Origin of the sequence: Photobacterium frigidiphilum (genome assembly GCF_003025615.1) — a bacterium.
Classification (GTDB): Bacteria; Pseudomonadota; Gammaproteobacteria; order Enterobacterales; family Vibrionaceae; genus Photobacterium; species Photobacterium frigidiphilum.
On record NZ_PYMJ01000004.1, the window covers coordinates 165,430 to 184,184 of the forward strand.

Annotated in this window: 12 protein-coding genes; 9 read left to right on the forward strand and 3 right to left on the reverse strand. The window is 41.2% G+C overall.

Features of this window, described 5'->3' with window-relative positions; genetic code table 11:
* Positions 1-318 precede the first annotated feature (318 nt).
* The 3 genes from C9J12_RS05745 (at position 319) to C9J12_RS05755 (ending at position 4,770) form a co-directional block, all read left to right on the forward strand.
* Positions 319-1,893 (forward strand): ATP-binding cassette domain-containing protein, encoded by a 1,575-nt coding sequence (locus tag C9J12_RS05745; protein WP_107241843.1) that lies wholly within the window; start codon positions 319-321, stop codon positions 1,891-1,893.
* Positions 1,894-2,011: 118 nt separating this feature from the next.
* Complete coding sequence (locus C9J12_RS05750; protein ID WP_107241844.1) at positions 2,012-2,722, forward strand: HAD family hydrolase; 711 nt, start codon at positions 2,012-2,014, stop codon at positions 2,720-2,722.
* A 440-nt stretch (positions 2,723-3,162) separates the two neighbouring features.
* Positions 3,163-4,770 (forward strand): BCCT family transporter, encoded by a 1,608-nt coding sequence (locus tag C9J12_RS05755; protein WP_107241845.1) that lies wholly within the window; start codon positions 3,163-3,165, stop codon positions 4,768-4,770.
* A 175-nt stretch (positions 4,771-4,945) separates the two neighbouring features.
* Here the strand turns inward: C9J12_RS05755 and C9J12_RS05760 are convergent, their stop codons facing one another.
* Together C9J12_RS05760 and C9J12_RS05765 are read right to left on the reverse strand one after the other, a co-directional pair.
* Complete coding sequence (locus C9J12_RS05760; RefSeq protein WP_107241846.1) at positions 4,946-5,458, reverse strand: YgjV family protein; 513 nt, start codon at positions 5,456-5,458, stop codon at positions 4,946-4,948.
* A 91-nt stretch (positions 5,459-5,549) separates the two neighbouring features.
* A complete protein-coding gene (locus tag C9J12_RS05765) occupies positions 5,550-6,095 on the reverse strand; it encodes a Crp/Fnr family transcriptional regulator (RefSeq protein WP_227876286.1) in 546 nt (181 codons plus the stop codon).
* Positions 6,096-6,557: 462 nt separating this feature from the next.
* On the opposite strand from C9J12_RS05765, the gene ygfM reads away from it, so the two are divergent.
* From ygfM to C9J12_RS05790, 5 genes are all read left to right on the forward strand, one after another.
* Positions 6,558-7,352 carry a molybdopterin-dependent oxidoreductase FAD-binding subunit gene (gene ygfM, locus C9J12_RS05770; protein ID WP_107241848.1) on the forward strand — a complete coding sequence of 265 codons (795 nt, stop codon included), beginning with the start codon at positions 6,558-6,560 and terminating at the stop codon, positions 7,350-7,352.
* A gap of 2 nt (positions 7,353-7,354) precedes the next feature.
* Entirely contained in the window at positions 7,355-10,225 is a 2,871-nt protein-coding gene (locus tag C9J12_RS05775; RefSeq protein ID WP_107241849.1) for a molybdopterin-dependent oxidoreductase Mo/Fe-S-binding subunit, read from the forward strand.
* A gap of 261 nt (positions 10,226-10,486) precedes the next feature.
* Entirely contained in the window at positions 10,487-11,902 is a 1,416-nt protein-coding gene (locus C9J12_RS05780) for a nucleobase:cation symporter-2 family protein (protein ID WP_107241850.1), read from the forward strand.
* Positions 11,903-12,108: 206 nt separating this feature from the next.
* On the forward strand, positions 12,109-13,425 hold the full coding sequence (gene guaD / locus C9J12_RS05785) for a guanine deaminase (protein WP_107241851.1): 1,317 nt from the start codon (positions 12,109-12,111) through the stop codon (positions 13,423-13,425).
* Between the two features lie 242 nt (positions 13,426-13,667).
* Positions 13,668-15,080: an NCS2 family permease gene (locus C9J12_RS05790; protein WP_107241852.1), complete on the forward strand. Its 1,413-nt coding sequence runs from the start codon at positions 13,668-13,670 to the stop codon at positions 15,078-15,080.
* A gap of 77 nt (positions 15,081-15,157) precedes the next feature.
* Here the strand turns inward: C9J12_RS05790 and C9J12_RS05795 are convergent, their stop codons facing one another.
* Positions 15,158-15,691, reverse strand: a complete 534-nt coding sequence (locus C9J12_RS05795) for an NADPH-dependent FMN reductase (protein WP_006231723.1) — start codon at positions 15,689-15,691, stop codon at positions 15,158-15,160.
* A gap of 422 nt (positions 15,692-16,113) precedes the next feature.
* Between C9J12_RS05795 and C9J12_RS05800 the strand changes: the two genes are divergently transcribed.
* Positions 16,114-18,498, forward strand: a complete 2,385-nt coding sequence (locus C9J12_RS05800) for a helicase-related protein (protein WP_107241853.1) — start codon at positions 16,114-16,116, stop codon at positions 18,496-18,498.
* Positions 18,499-18,755: the final 257 nt, after the last annotated feature.

The following is an 18,755-nucleotide window of genomic DNA, read 5'->3' on the forward strand; positions in this document are numbered from 1 at the left end:
TATACACTAATTACCCATTAATTATACCTTATGAATAATTGATTTCATGGTGACGGGCCTGTTATTGGGATTGTGATCAAGGTACTTGAAAAACAGCCACCGCTTTGATTATAATTCCACCATCATATCTATCGGAGCTAACGCCATAATGAACAACTAACTTACCGACATCCAATGACTATTCATTATTTGGACACTCGGGGTTAGTGGGCGTTACTTTGTCACAGCACAGTTATATCTTGCTTCTTCTTGCGGCAATCACACCGAAGTAACGGCTTAGACCCCTTTTACATTTCATTCGTAAGGGGAGGTATTCTTATGCCTGCATTAATCACACATCAATTGTCATCCCAACTCGATACAGGGGAGTGGCTATTTCACAACTTAAACTTCACCCTACCTAATGGTATTACAGGGTTAGTGGGTCGCAATGGGGTAGGGAAATCTGTTTTTCTCTCATTGTTATTGGGTAAGCTTTCACCAACTCAGGGTTCTGTAACTTGCCAAGGCCAGATTGCTTATTACTCTCAATTACCTTCTGAACTGCTTGATGGCAATACCCGTATCTCTGATTATTTAGGCGTTACCGATAAATTACTGGCACTTCGAGCCATTGAACAGGGAAGCTGTAAGCAAGAATGTTTTGATGTAATCGGCGATGATTGGGATATAGAAATTCGATTACAGCAAGTGTTAAAGACACTGCGCATTACGTCGGAATTGAATACGTATTGCCATACGTTAAGCGGTGGTCAATTAGCCCTTTTGCAGTTGTATAAACTGTTCGAATCTAATGCTGAAATCTTACTGCTTGATGAACCGTCTAATCATTTAGATTCTGTCGGTAAGCGTTGGCTCATTAATCGATTACAACAATTCGAAGGGCAAATACTCTTGGTTAGCCATGATAGAAGCTTGCTAAAACATGTCGATGCTATTTATCAGCTAACAGGCTTAGGGCTAACGTTTTTCAGCGGAAATTACGATGTATATCAAGAGCAGGTGACGACTCAGTCAGCAGCATTAGACCGAAAAATAGTGCAATTGAAAGCAGAACAAAAAAAGATAGAGCGTCAAACCCAAGCCAACAAAGAAAAGGCACAGCAACGTGAAGCCCAAGGCAACCGCCTAAGAAAATCGGGTAGCCAGCCTAAGATTTTAATGGACGCGATGAAAGACAAAGCGGGACGCAGTCAATCGGCACAGGTAACTAATCAGCAAAATCAAGTAGACCGTAATCAAGACAAACTGCATAGCTTAGGTGTTCATAAAGAGGCATTGAAACCCCAAGCGTTGTATTTACAGCAAGCAGCGCAAGTAAAGAAACGAAAGCTATTAGACGTCCAAAATTGCCAGTTACATTATGGTTTAGGGAGTCTATTCTCTTTTTCTTTATCTCAGACGGATCGCTGCTACCTCGATGGTGCGAATGGGTGTGGAAAATCCACGTTACTAAAAGCAATTCAACAGCAACACTCGAGTTATTTTGGGGTGATTAAACGGTATACAAACACGGTGTATTTGGATCAAAATTTTGGCTTGTTGAAATGTGATGATTCGATGCTAGACAGCTTAATGCACCATTGCAGAGGGCTCATTGAAAGCGACGCCAGAATCTTATTAGCAGGTATTGGTTTTAGGCGAGATTCTGTTTACCGCAAAGTGGCAGAGTTAAGTGGTGGCGAAAAAATGAAATTATCGATGCTCATGGTGAGCCATGTTGATGATGCGCCCTTGTTACTGCTTGATGAACCAGATAATCATTTAGATATCGACTCAAAACAGATGCTAGCAACCGCACTAAAAGCCTTTAAAGGAGGGTTCATTTTGGTGAGTCATGATAAAGATTTTGTCAGAGACGTTGGGGTTAATATGCAGGTAACAATAGGATAAATCCTGCCGAAAAAGCAATCAACTCATTGTTTCTGTGTATGGACGTTTTAAATATGATTCTGTTGAATGAATCGGATATATTTTTAGCTGTTAGCTATAAATGAATCTGAGAGGAATAATGAAGTTAGATGCTATCTTGTGGGATTATGATGGAACGATTGTTAACTCTGTTCCTAAAAATATAGAGATTACCAAAAGTATTTTATCCATTGTTGCACCCCGTTTAAGTGGCGATAACCTGCCTAAATGCCTACTCAGTGAGGTGGCATATCATCACGCAAATCATGCAGCTAAAAACTGGCAAGAACTTTATGTAAATTACTACGGCATGACGGAATCAGAAATGCAGGTAGCGGGTACGTTATGGGCTGAACATCAGTTAAGTAATACTACGCCAGTTAAATTGTTTACGGGGATAGATGATGTGGTGCGACGCTTATCTTCTATTCCGCATGGTATTTGCTCGCAGAATGCTTCAAAGAATATACGCAATGTTTTATCTGAGGCGAAAATTGATTCTTTTTTCAAATCAGTCATCGGTTACGACGATGTATTAGGTGATGCACAGAAACCTGCCGCAGATGGTGGTTTAATTTGTTTAGAACAAATATTTGATAGTGCAGAGAATAAAACAGTGATGTATATCGGCGATCATGAAGCTGATGTACAGTTTGCTCGTAATGTGCAAGCTGCCTTTGGTAAAAAATTAACCGTTATTTCTGTGGCAGCTGCATACAGTGGGGCAGCGCCAGATGACTGGTCTGTTAAACCTGATTATATCATTCGAGATCCGTCTGAATTAGCGACTATTTGTGATCCGTGTCTATAATTAATAATTGATGAAGAACAGGTGTCTATCGGCATGATTTGTCACTAACAATTTGTTGGCTAGTCTTCTGATATTACTCAGGTACTAGCTATTTAACGCATCTCACTTTTAGAGTTATTCTTCTCCTTCGTTTTAGCACTTCTTTTTCAGCTCTTCTCTTCCAGAACATCATATTTGAATTTCATATGTCTCAGGTATTTCAGAGCACGCTAGTATCATGATTAAATGTTTAGTGTACGTAATAAATGTGTGGGTAAATTTCCCATCTTAGTAGTATGAATGCCTCATCTAACCAAGAAGGTTTGAATTTTTATGTCGTTATTGTTAAGATCATCAGGATTTTTTATTTAGTGGTCTAATTATCTTGGTTTTTGATTGACCATTTTCGTTTCTACTTTTTGATCAAAAAAATATTACGGAAAAACGTTTGAGTAGCATTTATGGATAGCAAATTTAAGAAGTACAGTATTGATACGACCGACTATCAGGTGGGTCAAGATAACATTCAAAAATGGGGATTTGATATTCATAACCCCGTATTTGGCATTAGCGCGGGGTTTATTCTCTTATTCCTCACAACTCTTATGATTGTTGATCCAAATACAGCGAAAGAAGCACTAAATGGTCTTAAGAGCAGCATCATTAATGGTTTTGACACGTTCTTCATGTGGTCAACAAACTTTTTCGTGATCTTCTCTTTAGTGCTGATGTTGTCGCCGTACGGTAAAATTCGTATTGGTGGCAAAGAGGCTAAGGCTGAGCACTCAACAGTTTCATGGTTAGCAATGCTATTTGCTGCCGGTATGGGGATTGGTCTTCTATTCTGGGGGGTAGCAGAACCGGTTGCTTACTTTACTGATTGGTGGGGAACACCCTTTAACGTAGAGCCGTACACGCCAGAAGCCAAAGCACTGGCTATGGGGTCGACTATCTTCCATTGGGGCATCCATGGTTGGGCTATCTATGCCATTGTCGCGTTATCGTTAGCATTTTTTACTTATAACAAAGGTTTGCCATTATCGATTCGTTCTGTGTTTTATCCGATATTTGGGGATAGAGCGTGGGGCTGGTTAGGGCATGTCATCGATATTCTGGCAGTACTCGCGACCTTGTTTGGTTTGGCGACGTCGCTTGGTCTAGGTGCACAGCAAGCAACCAGTGGTATCAACCATGTATTCGGTACAGATGGCGGCATTGGTATGCAGCTTACTGTTATTGCGTTCGTGACCATGATTGCGATTGTCTCTGTTATTCGTGGCATTGATGGTGGCGTAAAAGTACTGAGCAATATCAATATGCTATTTGCATTTGCTCTGTTGCTGTTTGTTGGTTACGTTGGTTTTGATGTTGTGAAGCTTTCGATCCCAGACACATTTATAGCTTATGTGGAAAATATCATTGGTCTAAGTAATCCTCATGGTCGTGAAGACACAACATGGATGCACGGCTGGACTGTGTTCTATTGGGCGTGGTGGATTTCATGGTCACCATTTGTAGGTATGTTTATTGCGCGTATCTCTAAAGGTCGAACAGTGCGTGAGTTCTTACTTGCTGTGATCTTTATCCCGACATTGGTAACGATCATTTGGATGGCTGTTTTTGGTGGTATTGCGATTGATCAAGTGGTTAATAAAGTAGGTGAATTGGGTATAAATGGTATGAATGATATCTCACTTACCTTATTCCATGTTTACGATGCACTACCATATGGTTCAGCAATTTCAGTACTGTCGATTGTATTGATATTGATCTTCTTTATTACGTCGTCTGATTCAGGTTCATTGGTCATCGATAGTATTACTTCTGGTGGTAAGATAGATGCACCGGTTCCGCAGCGGATTTTCTGGGCAACAGTCGAGGGTGCTATCGCTGGCGTTATGCTTTGGGTTGGCGGTAAAGAAGCGCTTCAGGCACTACAGTCTGGTGTGGTTGCAACAGCCTTGCCATTCACCTTTGTGTTGTTATTAATGTGCGTTAGCTTAGTGAAAGGCTTACACAGCGAAAGTGCGTTATATACGAACCATAAAAAGTTGCCTAAAACAGCTTAAGGTTGTTCATCTAGTTCTATTTGAACGATGATGACAACAATTTAATCGGTCTCAAGCGAATGTTTGAGACCGATTTTTTTGTTTGATGAAACTAAAACGTTTCAGGTATTGTTTTACGTCTGTGACTATTATTAAGGGGTTATTAGAATGAACTATTCCACCGATACACTTGCTATTATCCTTGAGCATGTCTCCTTAGATTTATCCCATAATATCGGTAATAGCCGACTATGTTACTGCCGATAAACAGTAGTTCCATAATCACAGCCGTTGGAGATCCTGCAAGGTAGTTGTGTACTAGCCAGATTGTTGTTCCAACGACCATTAATTGTCGTAGGCGTTGATCGTTCTGGCAAAATGAAGCTGATGTTTGGAATGCTGTACCGCTGAAACTTAAAAGGCTGAGTAAGCCAGTGAAGGTCGCAGATGTGATGACTAAAGCGCAAACTAAAAAGAATGACATCAACATTTTAGACGTCGTAAAAATGCTGGATAAATAGCGTATGCTTGCAAGCAGCATTAAACCCGCAGCTGTCCATTGCTCAAGTAAGATAAAGTGGGCACTAATCAATATCCCTGAAAAACATAAACAACAGACAATTTTTTGCCTTTGTTTAAATTGAAATGATGCAAGATCGAACACGATAGCAATGGCAATTAATAGTTGGGACCATACAAATGTCGACATAATTTTTTCCACTCTAAGCTTTTGTTTAATAATGAAAATAGAGTGATTATTATGAAGGTGAATACTGTGAGAGGAATTAACTTAAGTTAATTCAGTCCTTAATTCTTGTTTTTAATCGGGATAGGCTAACAGGACTAATGCCGATATAGCTGGCTATTTGAATATTGTTAAGCTTCTTAACCCAGTGTGGCCAATATTGCACAAGATGCTGATAACGTTGCTCGGGAGTATTGAGTAAAAGTAAGGCCTCTTTTTGTTCTTTAAATATAAGCTGTTGTTGTAATAGAGAAACCTTTGCAGGTAAATATTCTGGTAAAGATAAAATATGTAAGGGTACTCTTATTACTTTAGCCTCATCTATGGCTTCAATTTGGTAATGAGCCGATATTCCCTGTAACCAGCTTGAATATAAAAAACAGAGCTCACCTGAAAAATAAAACTCTTTGCAGCGTTCGCTACCTCTTTCATTAAAGTGGCAGGCTCGCAGAATACCTGACGTAATAAAATACCCATAACGTTGCTCTGAACCTTGTGCGAGTAATGGCTCGCCAGCCCTTAGGGTTATCGGTTTTAGTTGGGATATATGTGATTCAATGACCTGATTTGGAACGCCTAAATCAGAAAAGAAATTAATCACTTTGGTAAACGCAGCCACTTTCAAATAAACCTATATCTATAAAATCATTTGTGCCAAGACTAGCATAATCACCTTAAGTGTCGTCACGATAAATATCGTTATCGCAGATATAGCTAGCCTAAACTGAGAGCTCTCATTATTTATTATTATCAACTATCAAATTGATAGGGGACTTACTATTTTGATAGATAGTCATGTGTGAGTGAGAAACGCTCTTATCTAGCGCAATTTTAAGCGCGCTATTTCTTTCCTAAATCAAAGCATTTCTATTGATACAGTTCTCATTTTCAATCCGAATTCTGACGGTGCTCACGAATCTGACGGCTTATCTAACACTTTAATAAGGTTGGCTTAATAGTTGCCTTTTTGAATCTATAGATATTAACAATCACTCATTCTCTCGTCTTAGAGACATGCCTGATGGCTATCAAATAGAAGTAGAATTCAAAAAAGGTAAGAACAATGATTGAACATTATTTACAGCCAGAGTCGACCATTCAAGCTCTTGAACTCATGAAGCAACATACAGGTGTTGCAGCATGGTTTGCTGGTGGTACAAAACTCAATGCTACGCCAACTAAAACCGACAAAACAGTGGCTATTTCTCTTGATAAGCTAGCGCTGGATAAAATTGAACTACAAGGTGAAGCCCTTCATATCGGCGCGATGTGTCATATTCAAAGCTTGATTGATAACGAGCTAACGCCAGTGGCACTAAAACAAGCTGCGGCATTCATCTATTCTCGTCATATTCGCAATCAAGCCACAATTGGTGGTGAAATTGCGGCATTCCAATCAGAAGCGTTGTTAGTGCCAAGTTTAATGGCATTAAAAGCAAAGGTTATTCTCGCTAATGCCAGTCAGATGGACATCGAAGATTATATCAATAGTGAGCAACGTGAATTGATCGTTGAAGTCATTATTCCGAACGTAAATTTGATGTGTATCGGTTATAACATTACGCGTTCGGCTGCAGGGCTTGCTGTGGTGACTGCCGCTGTTTCTGTTGATCAGCAAGGAAATAAAATTATAGCTTTAGATGGTGTGTCGCCATTTCATCATGGCTATGCCGTTCCTGTTCGATTGCGTGATGTTGAAGCGCAAGACTTAAAAGGTGAGTTACTAGAACAAGCCGTGGCAGATGCTGTACATCCGGTCGCGAACCTTTGCGGCGGTGTGGAGTACAAACGTTATATCGCTGGTGTTGTGGTTACCGATTTACTTGCTGAATGTCAGCATCTTGCTCAGGAGGCATAATCATGACGATTACATTTACTTTAAATGGTCGACCGCAAACGCTGGAATGTAAATTGGGTGAAAACGTGCAAACACTATTGCATGGTATGGGTTATCACTCAGTACGTAATAGTGATGATGGTTTTGGTTTTGCTGGTTCAGACGTTATTTTACTTAATGGTGTGTTAAAGAATGCATCGTTATTAGTGGCAGCACAGCTTGAAGGTAAAGAAGTACAAACTGCAGAATCACTAGGGCAGTGGAACCAATTAAGCTTAGTGCAACAAGCCATGATTGATGTAGGCGTAGTGCAATCAGGTTATAACGATCCAGCATTAGCATTGATCCTTACGCAATTGCTTGAAACGAATACCCAACCAAACCGTGCAGAAATTGACGATGCATTATCTGGCTTATTTAGCCGAGATGCAGGTTATCAGCAGTTTTATGAAGTGGTTGAATTAGCAGTAAAACGCTTAAAAGATCCTGAACATAAGCAGAGTTTTGCACCAGAGTTTCGTGATGATCTAACTATCGTCGGTAAAAACTGCCCTAAGATTGATTCGGCTAAAATGGTGCAAGCAAAACCCTGCTACGTAGAAGATCGTATTCCGGCTAATGCATGTGTTGTTAAAGTATTGCGTAGCCCGCATCCGCACGCGTGGATCACTCATTTAGATGTCAGTAAAGCCGAAGCATTACCGGGCGTGGTATCGGTCATTACTCATTTAAATTGCCCTGATATTCCTTATACACCGGGTGGACAAAGTGCACCTGAGCCGTCACCGCTCGATCGTCGTATGTTTGGTCAGAAAATGCGTCATGTAGGCGATAGGGTTGCCGCTGTTGTTGCTGAAAGCCCTGCAATTGCAGAGCATGCATTAACGCTGATTGATGTTGAATTTGATGTTCTAAAACCAGTTATGAGCATTGATGAAGCAAGGGCAGAAGAAGCGCCCATTATTCACAATGAACCGATTGAATATGGCGTTGGTGCCCCTGATGATTTAGAGGAGCAAAATGCCAACGCAGATCCTCGTGAAGGTAAGCTGATCGTTAACTTCCCGATTGGCTGTTTCCCTCGTAAGAATATTGCAGCCAGTGTACGTGGACATATTGGTGATTTGAACAAAGGCTTTGAAGAAGCTGATGTGATCATCGAGCGCACTTACGAATCAAAACAGGTTCAGCAGTTACCCGTAGAAACCCATATTTGTTATAGCTACATGGATGGCGAACGCCTCGTTATGCATGATTCCACGCAAGTGCCATGGCATGTGCGTCGTCAGGTAGCAAAAATCTTGGGTATTAAGCAAAATAAAATACACATCGTTAAAGAACGTGTGGGTGGTGGCTATGGCTCTAAGCAAGACATCTTATTAGAAGATGTGTGTGCGTGGGCAACTTGGACAACCGGTCGCCCTGTGTATTTCCACCATACACGTGAAGAAGAATTTATTTGTAACTCTACCCGCCACGTTGCCAAAGTAACCGTGAAATTAGGCGCAACGAAAGACGGTAAATTGACTGCCATTGATATGGAATTCCGTGCAAATACGGGCCCTTATGGTAACCACGCTTTAACCGTACCAAGTAATGGCCCAGCGTTATCTTTGCCACTATATCCTTGTGATAACGTCGATTTCCGTGTGACAACGTACTATTCCAATATTTGTCCTACGGGTGCTTATCAAGGTTATGGCGCACCAAAAGGTAACTTTGCTTTAACAATGGCAATGGCAGAATTAGCCGAAGAACTGGGTATCGATCATTTAGACATGATTGAGACAAACCGTGTGGTTGAAGGGCAAGAACTGAAAATATTGGCGGCGATTGGCGAAGGTAAAATGCCGACGAGTGCCCCGATAGTACACAGCTGTGCACTGAAAGAAATCTTACGAGAAGGTCGAAAGTTGATCGAGTGGGATTCAGCTAAACAAGCAACAGGTGATTGGAAAGTCGGCCGTGGTGCTGCGATTATCCAGCAAAAATCCGGTATTCCTGACATCGACCAAGCCAATTGCAGCATTAAGATGGCATCTGATGGCACCTTTATTGTTCACTCTGGTGGTGCTGATATTGGCACAGGCCTTGATACCGTTGTCAGTAAACTGACTGCTGAAGTGTTGCGTTGCCCTATGGATGAAATCACGATTCATTCTGGCGATACTGACCATGCCCCGTTTGATAAAGGTGCGTACGCCTCATCGGGTACATGTTTCTCCGGTAATGCGGCAAAACGTGCTGCTGAAGCGATGCGTGAAAAAATATTAAAATGCGGTGCTGAAATGCTGGCAGAGCCAGTGGAAGATGTCGATGTTGTGGCTCCGGGCTTAGTGAAGGGTAAAACTGGTGAAGTTAGCTACTTCGACATTGCCCATAAAGCAGAAAGTGGTACAGGGTGGGGACAACTATTAGCGACGGGCTGTTTTACAACGTCTGAATTTGCTTTCCCGTACGGTGCAAACTTTGCAGAAGTCTCGGTTAATACCCGAACTGGTGAAATTAAGCTTGATAAATTCCATGCTTTATTAGATTGCGGTACGCCCGTTAACCCTGATTTAGCATTGGGGCAAATTTACGGTGCCAGCATGCGCGCTATCGGACATAGTATGACGGAAGAACTTGTCTATGATGATAACGGCATTCCGCTAACCCGTGACTTGAAGAGCTATGGCGCACCAATGATTGGTGATATTCCAACAGAGTTCAAAGCGGTACTTGTACCAAGTGATGATCCTGTTGGGCCTTATGGTGCGAAATCAATCTCGGAGATTGGGGTCAATGGTGCAGCACCAGCAATTGCATCGGCAATACATGATGCTTGTGGTGTGTGGTTAAGAGACTGGCACTTCACGCCAGAGAAAGTGCTAAAAGGTTTGAATAAGCTCTAAGTAATATTGAAGTGGTCATTTTTCTGGGGATGGGGAGATGACCACTTTTTTAGTTTACGAGTGAGCTGTCATAGCTTGGCCAATAGATTAAGTGATTACAAAATTATTTGATCGCAATTATTGGGGGAAGGCAACACTTGTGATTAGCGGTTAGTAATAGCAATCGCTATAGTCATGTTAAGTGTAAGGCCCTTAGTGTCATTCTGGTTAGGTTATCGATTCCATACTCGTTCAGGGAAGTCATTAACGGATGGTATTGAGATGAAACTGTTTTATAACGTAGAAGACAAACCACCAGTCGGAGCGTCAATTTTATTGGCGTTACAACATATGCTTGCCGCGATGGGAGCAATTATTGCAGTACCACTTGTTGTTGGAAGTGCCATAGGCTTACCGACTGAACAAATGGTGATTCTGGTTAACGCGGCATTGATGGTGTCGGGTATTGTTACCATTATTCAGTGCAAAGGTATTGGTCCTGTTGGTATTCGTTTACCTGTCGTCATGGGCACAAGTTTTACTTTTGTGGCTATTTCGATTTCTATTGGATTAGATGCAGGTGTTTCCGGTATTTTTGGAGCATCCCTCGTCGGCTCAATCGTGATGATTGTGGGCAGCCGATTTATGACGCAAATTCGAAAGCTGTTTCCACCAGTTGTATCTGGCACTGTGGTGGTCTTAATTGGTTTAACCATATTACCGGTTTCAGTCGATTGGTTTGCTGGCGGTTTTGTCGGGCAAGAAGAATATGGTCAAATAAACAACCTACTATTGGGCTTATTAGTCTTAGTCGTGGTGATTGTTTTATCCCAAGTTGGTAAAGGTATTATCTCTGCGGCGGCGATTGTAATAGGTATGGCTGTCGGTTACATCACTGCTATTTTTATGGGAATCGTTGATTTTTCACCTGTGCGAAATGCGGAGTTCTTTGCATTACCGAAGTTATTACCGTTTGGCTTAAGCTTTACGGTTAGCGGCATTATCGGCATGTCGATAGCGTATTTAGTCACTATTATGGAATCGACGGGTGACTTTCTTGCCTTGAGTGATGCCACCCATACAAAATTAACCGGTAAAAAACTCTCTAGAGGGATTTTATGCGACGGTTTGGGTAGTGCATTAGCTTCTTTATTTGGTACAACACCTTTCTCATCATTCAGCCAGAACGTTGGTATCGTTTCTATCACTGGGGTCGCGAGTCGTCATGTTGTGGCGGTAACGGGCTTCATTATGTTGATAGCAGGCTTATTTCCAAAGTTAGGCGGTATTGTTGTCACAATCCCTTCTCCAGTATTAGGTGGCGCAGGTTTAGTCATGTTCGCGATGATCATTTCATCGGGTATTGGCATTCTTTCTCGTATCAGTTTTACCAAACGAAACATGCTGATTATTGCCGTGGGTGTTGCATCGGGCATGGCGGTGACTGTTCGCCCTGAAATACTGACTTATTTACCTGATTCATTCCGCGTAATTTTAGGCTCTGGTATTACAACTGGTTCGTTAGTCGCGTTGGGCATGAACGCTTTCTTAAGTATCAATCGTGCAGATGAAGCAGAAAGCGCACAAGAAAAACGTGAAGCATTAGAAACACAAATTATAGAATGTGAAGCCTGCGATAAAGCACTGAAAGAAGAGGAAGCGCTTGAACAAAAAGAGCGGTTGGAAAGTGCGAAATAGCCGTAGTTTATAAAAACTGTTGTTTATAAAAGCCATTATTTATAAGAGCAACTGTTTATAAAAGCAGTTATTTATAAAAACAGCCGTTTATAACAATAGAATATTTAAAAAAAGGCGTTACGTCGAGTTGCCGTTTAACCCTACAATATTTTTTAATTGGCAGCTAAAAGGCGACGAAAGCGTAAAGACAATTATTAGAGGTTTATATGGAATATAGCCAATCAATTAAAGCGATTCGTGCATCTATTTTAGATATAGCGAGTGTCGTTGATAAACCGGAAGATATCGAACAACACCTGCGTTTTATCGAAGACGGATTAATGCTGGTTGATAATGGTCGAATCGAATGGGTGGGAACCTGGGAAGAGGGTAAAGACAAAATACCTGATTCAGTGCGTATTCGTAGTTACCCAGGCAAGATTGTTATGCCAGGATTTGTCGATACACATATTCACTACCCACAAGCAGAAATGGTGGGGGCTTACGGTGAACAGCTTTTAGAGTGGTTAAATAATTACACCTTCCCGACAGAAGCCCGTTATAAAGATAAAGACTATTCACGTGAAATGTCGGCGTTTTTCCTCAAGCAGTTATTACGCAATGGTACAACGACCGCATTGGTATTTGGTACGGTACACCCTGAATCTGTTGATGCATTATTTGAAGCGGCTGAAGGCATCAATATGCGGATCATTGCTGGTAAAGTAATGATGGATCGTAACGCCCCTGATTATCTATTAGACACACCCGAAACGAGTTATAACCAAACCAAAGAATTAATTGAAAAGTGGCATAAGCGCGGTCGTGCGTTATACGCGATTACGCCTCGTTTCGCGCCAACTTCATCGCCAGAACAACTTGCGATGGCAGGTAAACTGAAACAAGAATATCCCGATACTTATGTACATACGCATTTGTGTGAAAACAAAAATGAAATTGAATGGGTAAAAGAATTATACCCTGAGCAAGATGGTTACCTCGATGTGTATCATCATCATGGCTTAACGGGATCTAAAAGTGTTTTCGCTCACTGTATTCATCTTGAAGATAAAGAGTGGGATTGCTTGCAAGAGACCGATTCTGCTATCGCTTTTTGCCCTACATCAAATCTGTATTTGGGCAGTGGCTTATTCAAATTACAAGAAGCATGGCAGCGTAAAATCAAAGTGGGTATGGGGACGGATATTGGTGCCGGAACCACGTTTAATATGATGCAAACATTGAATGAAGCCTACAAGGTGATGCAGCTGCAACAACACCGTTTATCGGCATTTGAAGCGTTCTACCTAGCGACATTAGGCGGGGCAAAGTCGCTATCACTCGATCACTTAATTGGCAACTTTGAAGTAGGAAAAGAAGCTGACTTTGTTGTGATCGATCCTTGCGCCACACCATTACAACAGTTGCGTTATGACAGCTCAAAAAGCCTTGCTGATGAATTATTTGTCTTAATGACATTAGGCGATGATCGCAGCATTTATCGTACCTATGTTGATGGGCGCTTAGTGTATGAACGCGGCTAATTAAAGTTTGATACCGAATTAAAAATATAATTGAACATTGTTGAGAGGAAGCTCAACGAACCTATAGGCAGCAAAAGTAACAACAAAGATCGACCTTTGATACTTCAACTGAGTTTATAGAGCTGAGTGTCTAAATTTGAGTTTCTAGAATTGATCATTGAAATTTCAATAATGAGTTTCTAGAATTTCGGTTCGATTTTTATCGCTTTTGCTCCTGACGACAAATCAAAGGAACTAACATCATGTCTGATCACAGTGCAATACATACAGGACAATCAACAAAAGACACTGATCTTAACAACACGGAAAACCCAGAAGCGAAACCTGAAATAAAAGGAGGGCTTGATGGCTACTTCTATATTACAGAGCGTGGCAGTACAGTAAAAACAGAAATGGTAGCCGGGTTAACGACGTTTTTAGCGATGGTTTACTCCGTTATTGTAGTACCGAGCATGCTTGGGGCGGCTGGGTTTAATCAAGGTGCTGTATTTATAGCAACCTGTTTAGTTGCCGCATTTGGTTCATTGTTAATGGGCTTATGGGCAAAACTACCAATGGCAATAGGCTGTGCTATCTCGTTAACTGCTTTTACAGCATTTAGCTTGGTATTAGGGCAGGGCATCAGTATTCCTGTTGCGTTGGGTGCTGTATTCCTTATGGGTGTGGTGTTTACCGCCATTACTGTAACAGGGGTACGACAGTGGATTTTAACGAACTTACCGCATGGTATCGCACACGGTACGGGTATTGGTATAGGTCTGTTTTTACTATTAATTGCCGCAAATGGTGTGGGTTTAGTGGTGAAAAATCCGTATGAAGGTTTACCGGTAATGCTAGGCGAATTTACCTCGTTACCTGTGCTTATGTCGGTGTTCGGTCTTGCGGCTATTTTTGGTCTTGAAAAACGCCGTGTACCAGGTGGTATTCTTTTAGTCATCGTCGCTATTTCAGTATTCGGTATTATTTTTGATCCTAATGTTGTGTATCAAGGGCTTTTTGCTATGCCATCGTTTGGCGCTGAAGGTGAATCACTACTGGGCACTATGGATATTATGGGTGCATTAAACCCTATCGTTATTCCAAGTGTTTTAGCCTTGGTTATGACCGCAATTTTTGATGCAACAGGGACTATTCGTGCTGTTGCGGGTCAAGCAAACTTACTTGATAAAGATGGTCAAATTATCAATGGCGGTAAAGCGTTAACGGCAGATTCAGTCAGTAGTATTGTTGCTGGTTGCGTGGGTGGTGCACCTGCTGCAGTATATATTGAATCTGCTGCTGGTACGGCTGCTGGTGGTAAAACAGGATTAACAGCAACGGTTGTTGGTTTATTGTTTGTAGTCATGTTGTTCTTGTCACCTGTTAGTTATCTTGTTCCCGCTTACGCAACAGCCCCTGCGCTGATGTATGTGGGTTTATTAATGCTTAGCAATGTAAGCAAGTTAGACATGAACGATTCTGTTGATGCCTTATCTGGCTTAATGTGCGCAGTATTCATCGTGTTAACGGGCAATATTGTTACAGGTATTATGCTTGGCTTTAGCGCGCTGGTTATTGGTCGTGTTATCTCTGGTGAATGGAAAAAGCTGAATGTCGGTACGGTACTTATCGCAATCGTCTTAATTGTTTTCTATGCAGGAGGCTGGGCTATTTAATATAGCTTTATACCTACAGTATTATTAATAAATAAAGCCGTTGCATATTATGCTGCGGCTTTTTTTGTTTTCTATGTTCAATTCAAATGGTTTAAGTGACTGACCGCATCTTTAAATTGCTCATTGAGTTCCTCGTGCCTTAATACTTGCTTTTCAGTATCAAAATGATCATAAAAACTAGGTATAGATAAACTAGCTTTAACAATTCCATCAAAATATGGTGCTGATTGTACCGCAGAGGCTAGTACACTAGCCCCCCCCAAAGAACCTGGTGAAGTGGAAAACAGAACCATTGGCTTGTTTTGAAAAACCTTAGGCTCAATACGAGAGCACCAATCAAATATGTTTTTGTATGCGACTGAATACGAACCATTATGTTCTGCAAATGAAATGATAATTCCGTCACATCCCTCTATTTTTGCTAAAAAATCTTTGGCTAATTTTGGATGTCCCAATTCTTCTTCTTTATCTTGACTATACAAAGGCAATTCATAATTATTTAAATCTAAAATTTCAACATCAACTTTATTTAATAACTGACTAGCATACCCAACCAGTTGTTTATTGATTGACTTCTTGTGATTGCTAGCAGCAAAGGCAATAATTTTCATGATTATTTTCCTAATAGTTATTACTTAGTCGCAAAATAGGAGTAGTGGGAGTATGTTATTTATCAAGACACTAGTTTTAACATTATGACTAGCAACTCTTCTAACCGCTAACTCTGAGGAACACCACCTGTAATCACATTAGCACAGGTATTACAAATCAGCCTTAACAGTCAGTGAATGAGTTCTAGCTCTAAATGAGAATGGGGCAGCTCTGAGTTAGACAAAAGATCGCAGAAGTGACCTTTTTTATTTTTTCGGTGAGACACATTACAGCTCCTAAAGAAGGGGCTGTTTGATTTATGGTTACGAAGTATTGAATGTAGCTGCCTTTTTTCTGCAACGTTAATTCAATATAAATATGACAGCCAATAAAATACTTGCGATCATAGCGGCAAGATATTGTTCATCGATTACAGAATACTATGCAAAACCCATTACCCATTGATTCGCTAAAGCTCGACTTTCTGAAGGCTTTACAAACATCTCACCTTGTTATTGAAGCTGAAACCGGTTCTGGTAAATCAACCAGATTGCCTTTATGGGCAGCAGAATCTGGACGTGTTTTAGTGGTTGAACCTCGTCGAGTGGCGTGTACCGCGTTGGCTGAATATGTTGCTTCTAGCAATGGTGAAACGTTAGGTAAGCGAATTGGTTATGCCATCCGTTTTGATAATCGTTTTAATGACAATACTCAAGTCGTTTTCGTTACTCCCGGTGTTGCCTTACGCTGGATGATAGAAGATAAACTGCAGTCTTTTACTACCATTATGATTGATGAATTTCATGAACGCAGGTGGGATACAGACTTATTGTTGGCGTTACTAAAAAAAGAAAATGCGCATCAATTGATTGCAACATCAGCGACGATGGATAGCCAACGTTTGGCTGACTATCTTGGTGCGCAGCATCTTAAAGCGACAGGCAGAACGTATAATGTAGAGGTTGTTTACAAGGCGAATGATAGCCGTGATATGCCAGATGCCCGTGGTATTGAACGAAAGATAAAAGAGGTGGTTGAACAATATTATCGTGAACAAGGTGATATTTTAATTTTTCTGCCCGGCCGTAAAGAAATTAGCCAATGTGTATCGACATTAGCGCAGCATTTTAAAGAACAAATCAGCCTAGGTTTAATCGATGTAATCCCATTGCATGCCTCAGTATCTGATGATGAACGCTATCGCGCATTAACTCAAAGTGACAAGCAGCGAATAATTGTTGCAACCAATGTGGCTGAAACATCGTTAACGATTCCCGGTGTCACCTTAATTATTGATAGTGGGTTAGAGCGAAGAACACATCAGCGAAATGGCCGTACTGTGTTGGGTTTACATGCCATTTCTAACGCCAGTTCAGAACAACGAAAAGGCAGGGCTGGACGAGTAAGTGAAGGGATATGCGTTCGGTTGTACGGTAAAGCCGCACCATTAGAGCACTTAACACCACCCGAATTACATCGAGAAGAGTTGGTTGAACCGATGTTAGCCGCTGCGTGTTGTGGTTATAAATTCAATGACTTGGCATTTGTTGATAGTCTTCCAGAGAAAACGACTCAGCAAGCGATTGATCGATTACGCAATATGAGGGCGATTGATGAAAAAGGGCGAGTCACCGCACATGGGCGACTGTTATTTCCACTGCCGATAGACACACTTTTTGCGCATTTAATTACGGTAATGCCCAATAAAGCCAGCCAAGAAGCGATGGTCGATTTGTCTGCTGCGCTATCTGTTCCTCAGCGTTTATGGCAGTTTCCTAAAAACGCAGAGGGCAGAGAAGAATTAGTACAATGGCAGCCCCAGCATTGTGACGCGACAACACTGATTAAAATATTACGTGAAGACGCACCTGAATCACTCAATGTTGATAGGCAAGTGCTTCAAGATGCGCGTCAGTTATCGAGCCAAATTCGTGAAGCATTGGAATTACCGATGCTTGAAGTTGCAACATCAATTAAACGTGAACAATGGTTAAATGCAGTTATTGAAGCAGCACCTGAATTAGTGTTTGTACGCCGAGAAAAACGCAAGCAGGCGTTAGGTAATGGCTATAGTGAGGTGAGTATTGGCCGTGAAAGTCGCTTTTCAGATAATGATGAAGCCGCTATCGTTTTTGATCAATATGCAATGCCTGGTCGTGGCAGTAAACAAACATTAGCGCTGGCAACCTGTATGACGCCTATAACCCTTGACCAGATGATTGCGTTAGATTTGGGTGAGCAGGTAGCAGGGAAAAGCGAAATTGTAGAGGGCGAATGCCGAGTTGAAATTGAACGTCGCTATGCTGGGCGGGTTATTCAACGACAATGGCAAAAACCTAAAGGAAGTGTGGCTAAAGAGACATTAGTCGATTTGATTCTTCAAGGACACATGCTTTCAGGCTTAGCAGAAAAGATCAGTGCTGATATCCAACAGTGGAATTTATATTTAGCTTTGGGGCGATATGATGCCTCGCTCTACAACACCAACATAAAGCCCGAACCTGTCGATGTTGTTAAGTGGCTATCTATTCAAATTGAAGATCTTGGAATTGAGTCGTCAGATGATCTGGCATTATTTTCTATGGACGACTTTCATTTTGAAGGCATCCCAGAATGGGAAAGGGAAGATTTTGATACCGAATATCCATATCAAGTGCAATTAAATGATTTAGTGATGAATATTAAATACGATATTTACCGTAAAAGTGTTGTTGCTACTTATATTAAAGGTAACCGAAAAGCGGATCCTAAGCGTTGGGAATTACCTCGTTGGCAAGGGTGGAAAATACAGTATTGTAAAGCAAGCAGAACGATAGATATCAAATAATCCCGATTGTAATAACCGGAGACTGTAAATAACAGTATTAAGCCTTCAAATAAAAGCAGCCAGTAATTGGCTGCTTGATCGTATTGAGGATGGTATTGTTTAATTTGTAATATTTACCTGTTCAGCAAGCCCGAACTACCTTATATGACGCTATTTTATCTTGGTCGAAATATGCCAAGACACCGCATTAAATAGTGATAACAAGGTCAACAGTAGTTAGTTTTTCGGCGTTAGCTACCTTCCTTAGTCGAAAATAC

Excerpts from the sequence above, each read along its gene's own strand:
- C9J12_RS05745 (WP_107241843.1), top strand. The coding sequence starts at position 319 with ATGCCTGCATTAATCACACATCAATTGTCATCCCAACTCGATACAGGG.
- C9J12_RS05750 (WP_107241844.1), top strand. The coding sequence starts at position 2,012 with ATGAAGTTAGATGCTATCTTGTGGGATTATGATGGAACGATTGTTAAC.
- C9J12_RS05755 (WP_107241845.1), top strand. The coding sequence starts at position 3,163 with ATGGATAGCAAATTTAAGAAGTACAGTATTGATACGACCGACTATCAG.
- C9J12_RS05760 (WP_107241846.1), bottom strand. The coding sequence starts at position 5,458 with ATGTCGACATTTGTATGGTCCCAACTATTAATTGCCATTGCTATCGTG.
- ygfM (WP_107241848.1), top strand. The coding sequence starts at position 6,558 with ATGATTGAACATTATTTACAGCCAGAGTCGACCATTCAAGCTCTTGAA.
- C9J12_RS05775 (WP_107241849.1), top strand. The coding sequence starts at position 7,355 with ATGACGATTACATTTACTTTAAATGGTCGACCGCAAACGCTGGAATGT.
- C9J12_RS05780 (WP_107241850.1), top strand. The coding sequence starts at position 10,487 with ATGAAACTGTTTTATAACGTAGAAGACAAACCACCAGTCGGAGCGTCA.
- guaD (WP_107241851.1), top strand. The coding sequence starts at position 12,109 with ATGGAATATAGCCAATCAATTAAAGCGATTCGTGCATCTATTTTAGAT.
- C9J12_RS05790 (WP_107241852.1), top strand. The coding sequence starts at position 13,668 with ATGTCTGATCACAGTGCAATACATACAGGACAATCAACAAAAGACACT.
- C9J12_RS05795 (WP_006231723.1), bottom strand. The coding sequence starts at position 15,691 with ATGAAAATTATTGCCTTTGCTGCTAGCAATCACAAGAAGTCAATCAAT.
- C9J12_RS05800 (WP_107241853.1), top strand. The coding sequence starts at position 16,114 with ATGCAAAACCCATTACCCATTGATTCGCTAAAGCTCGACTTTCTGAAG.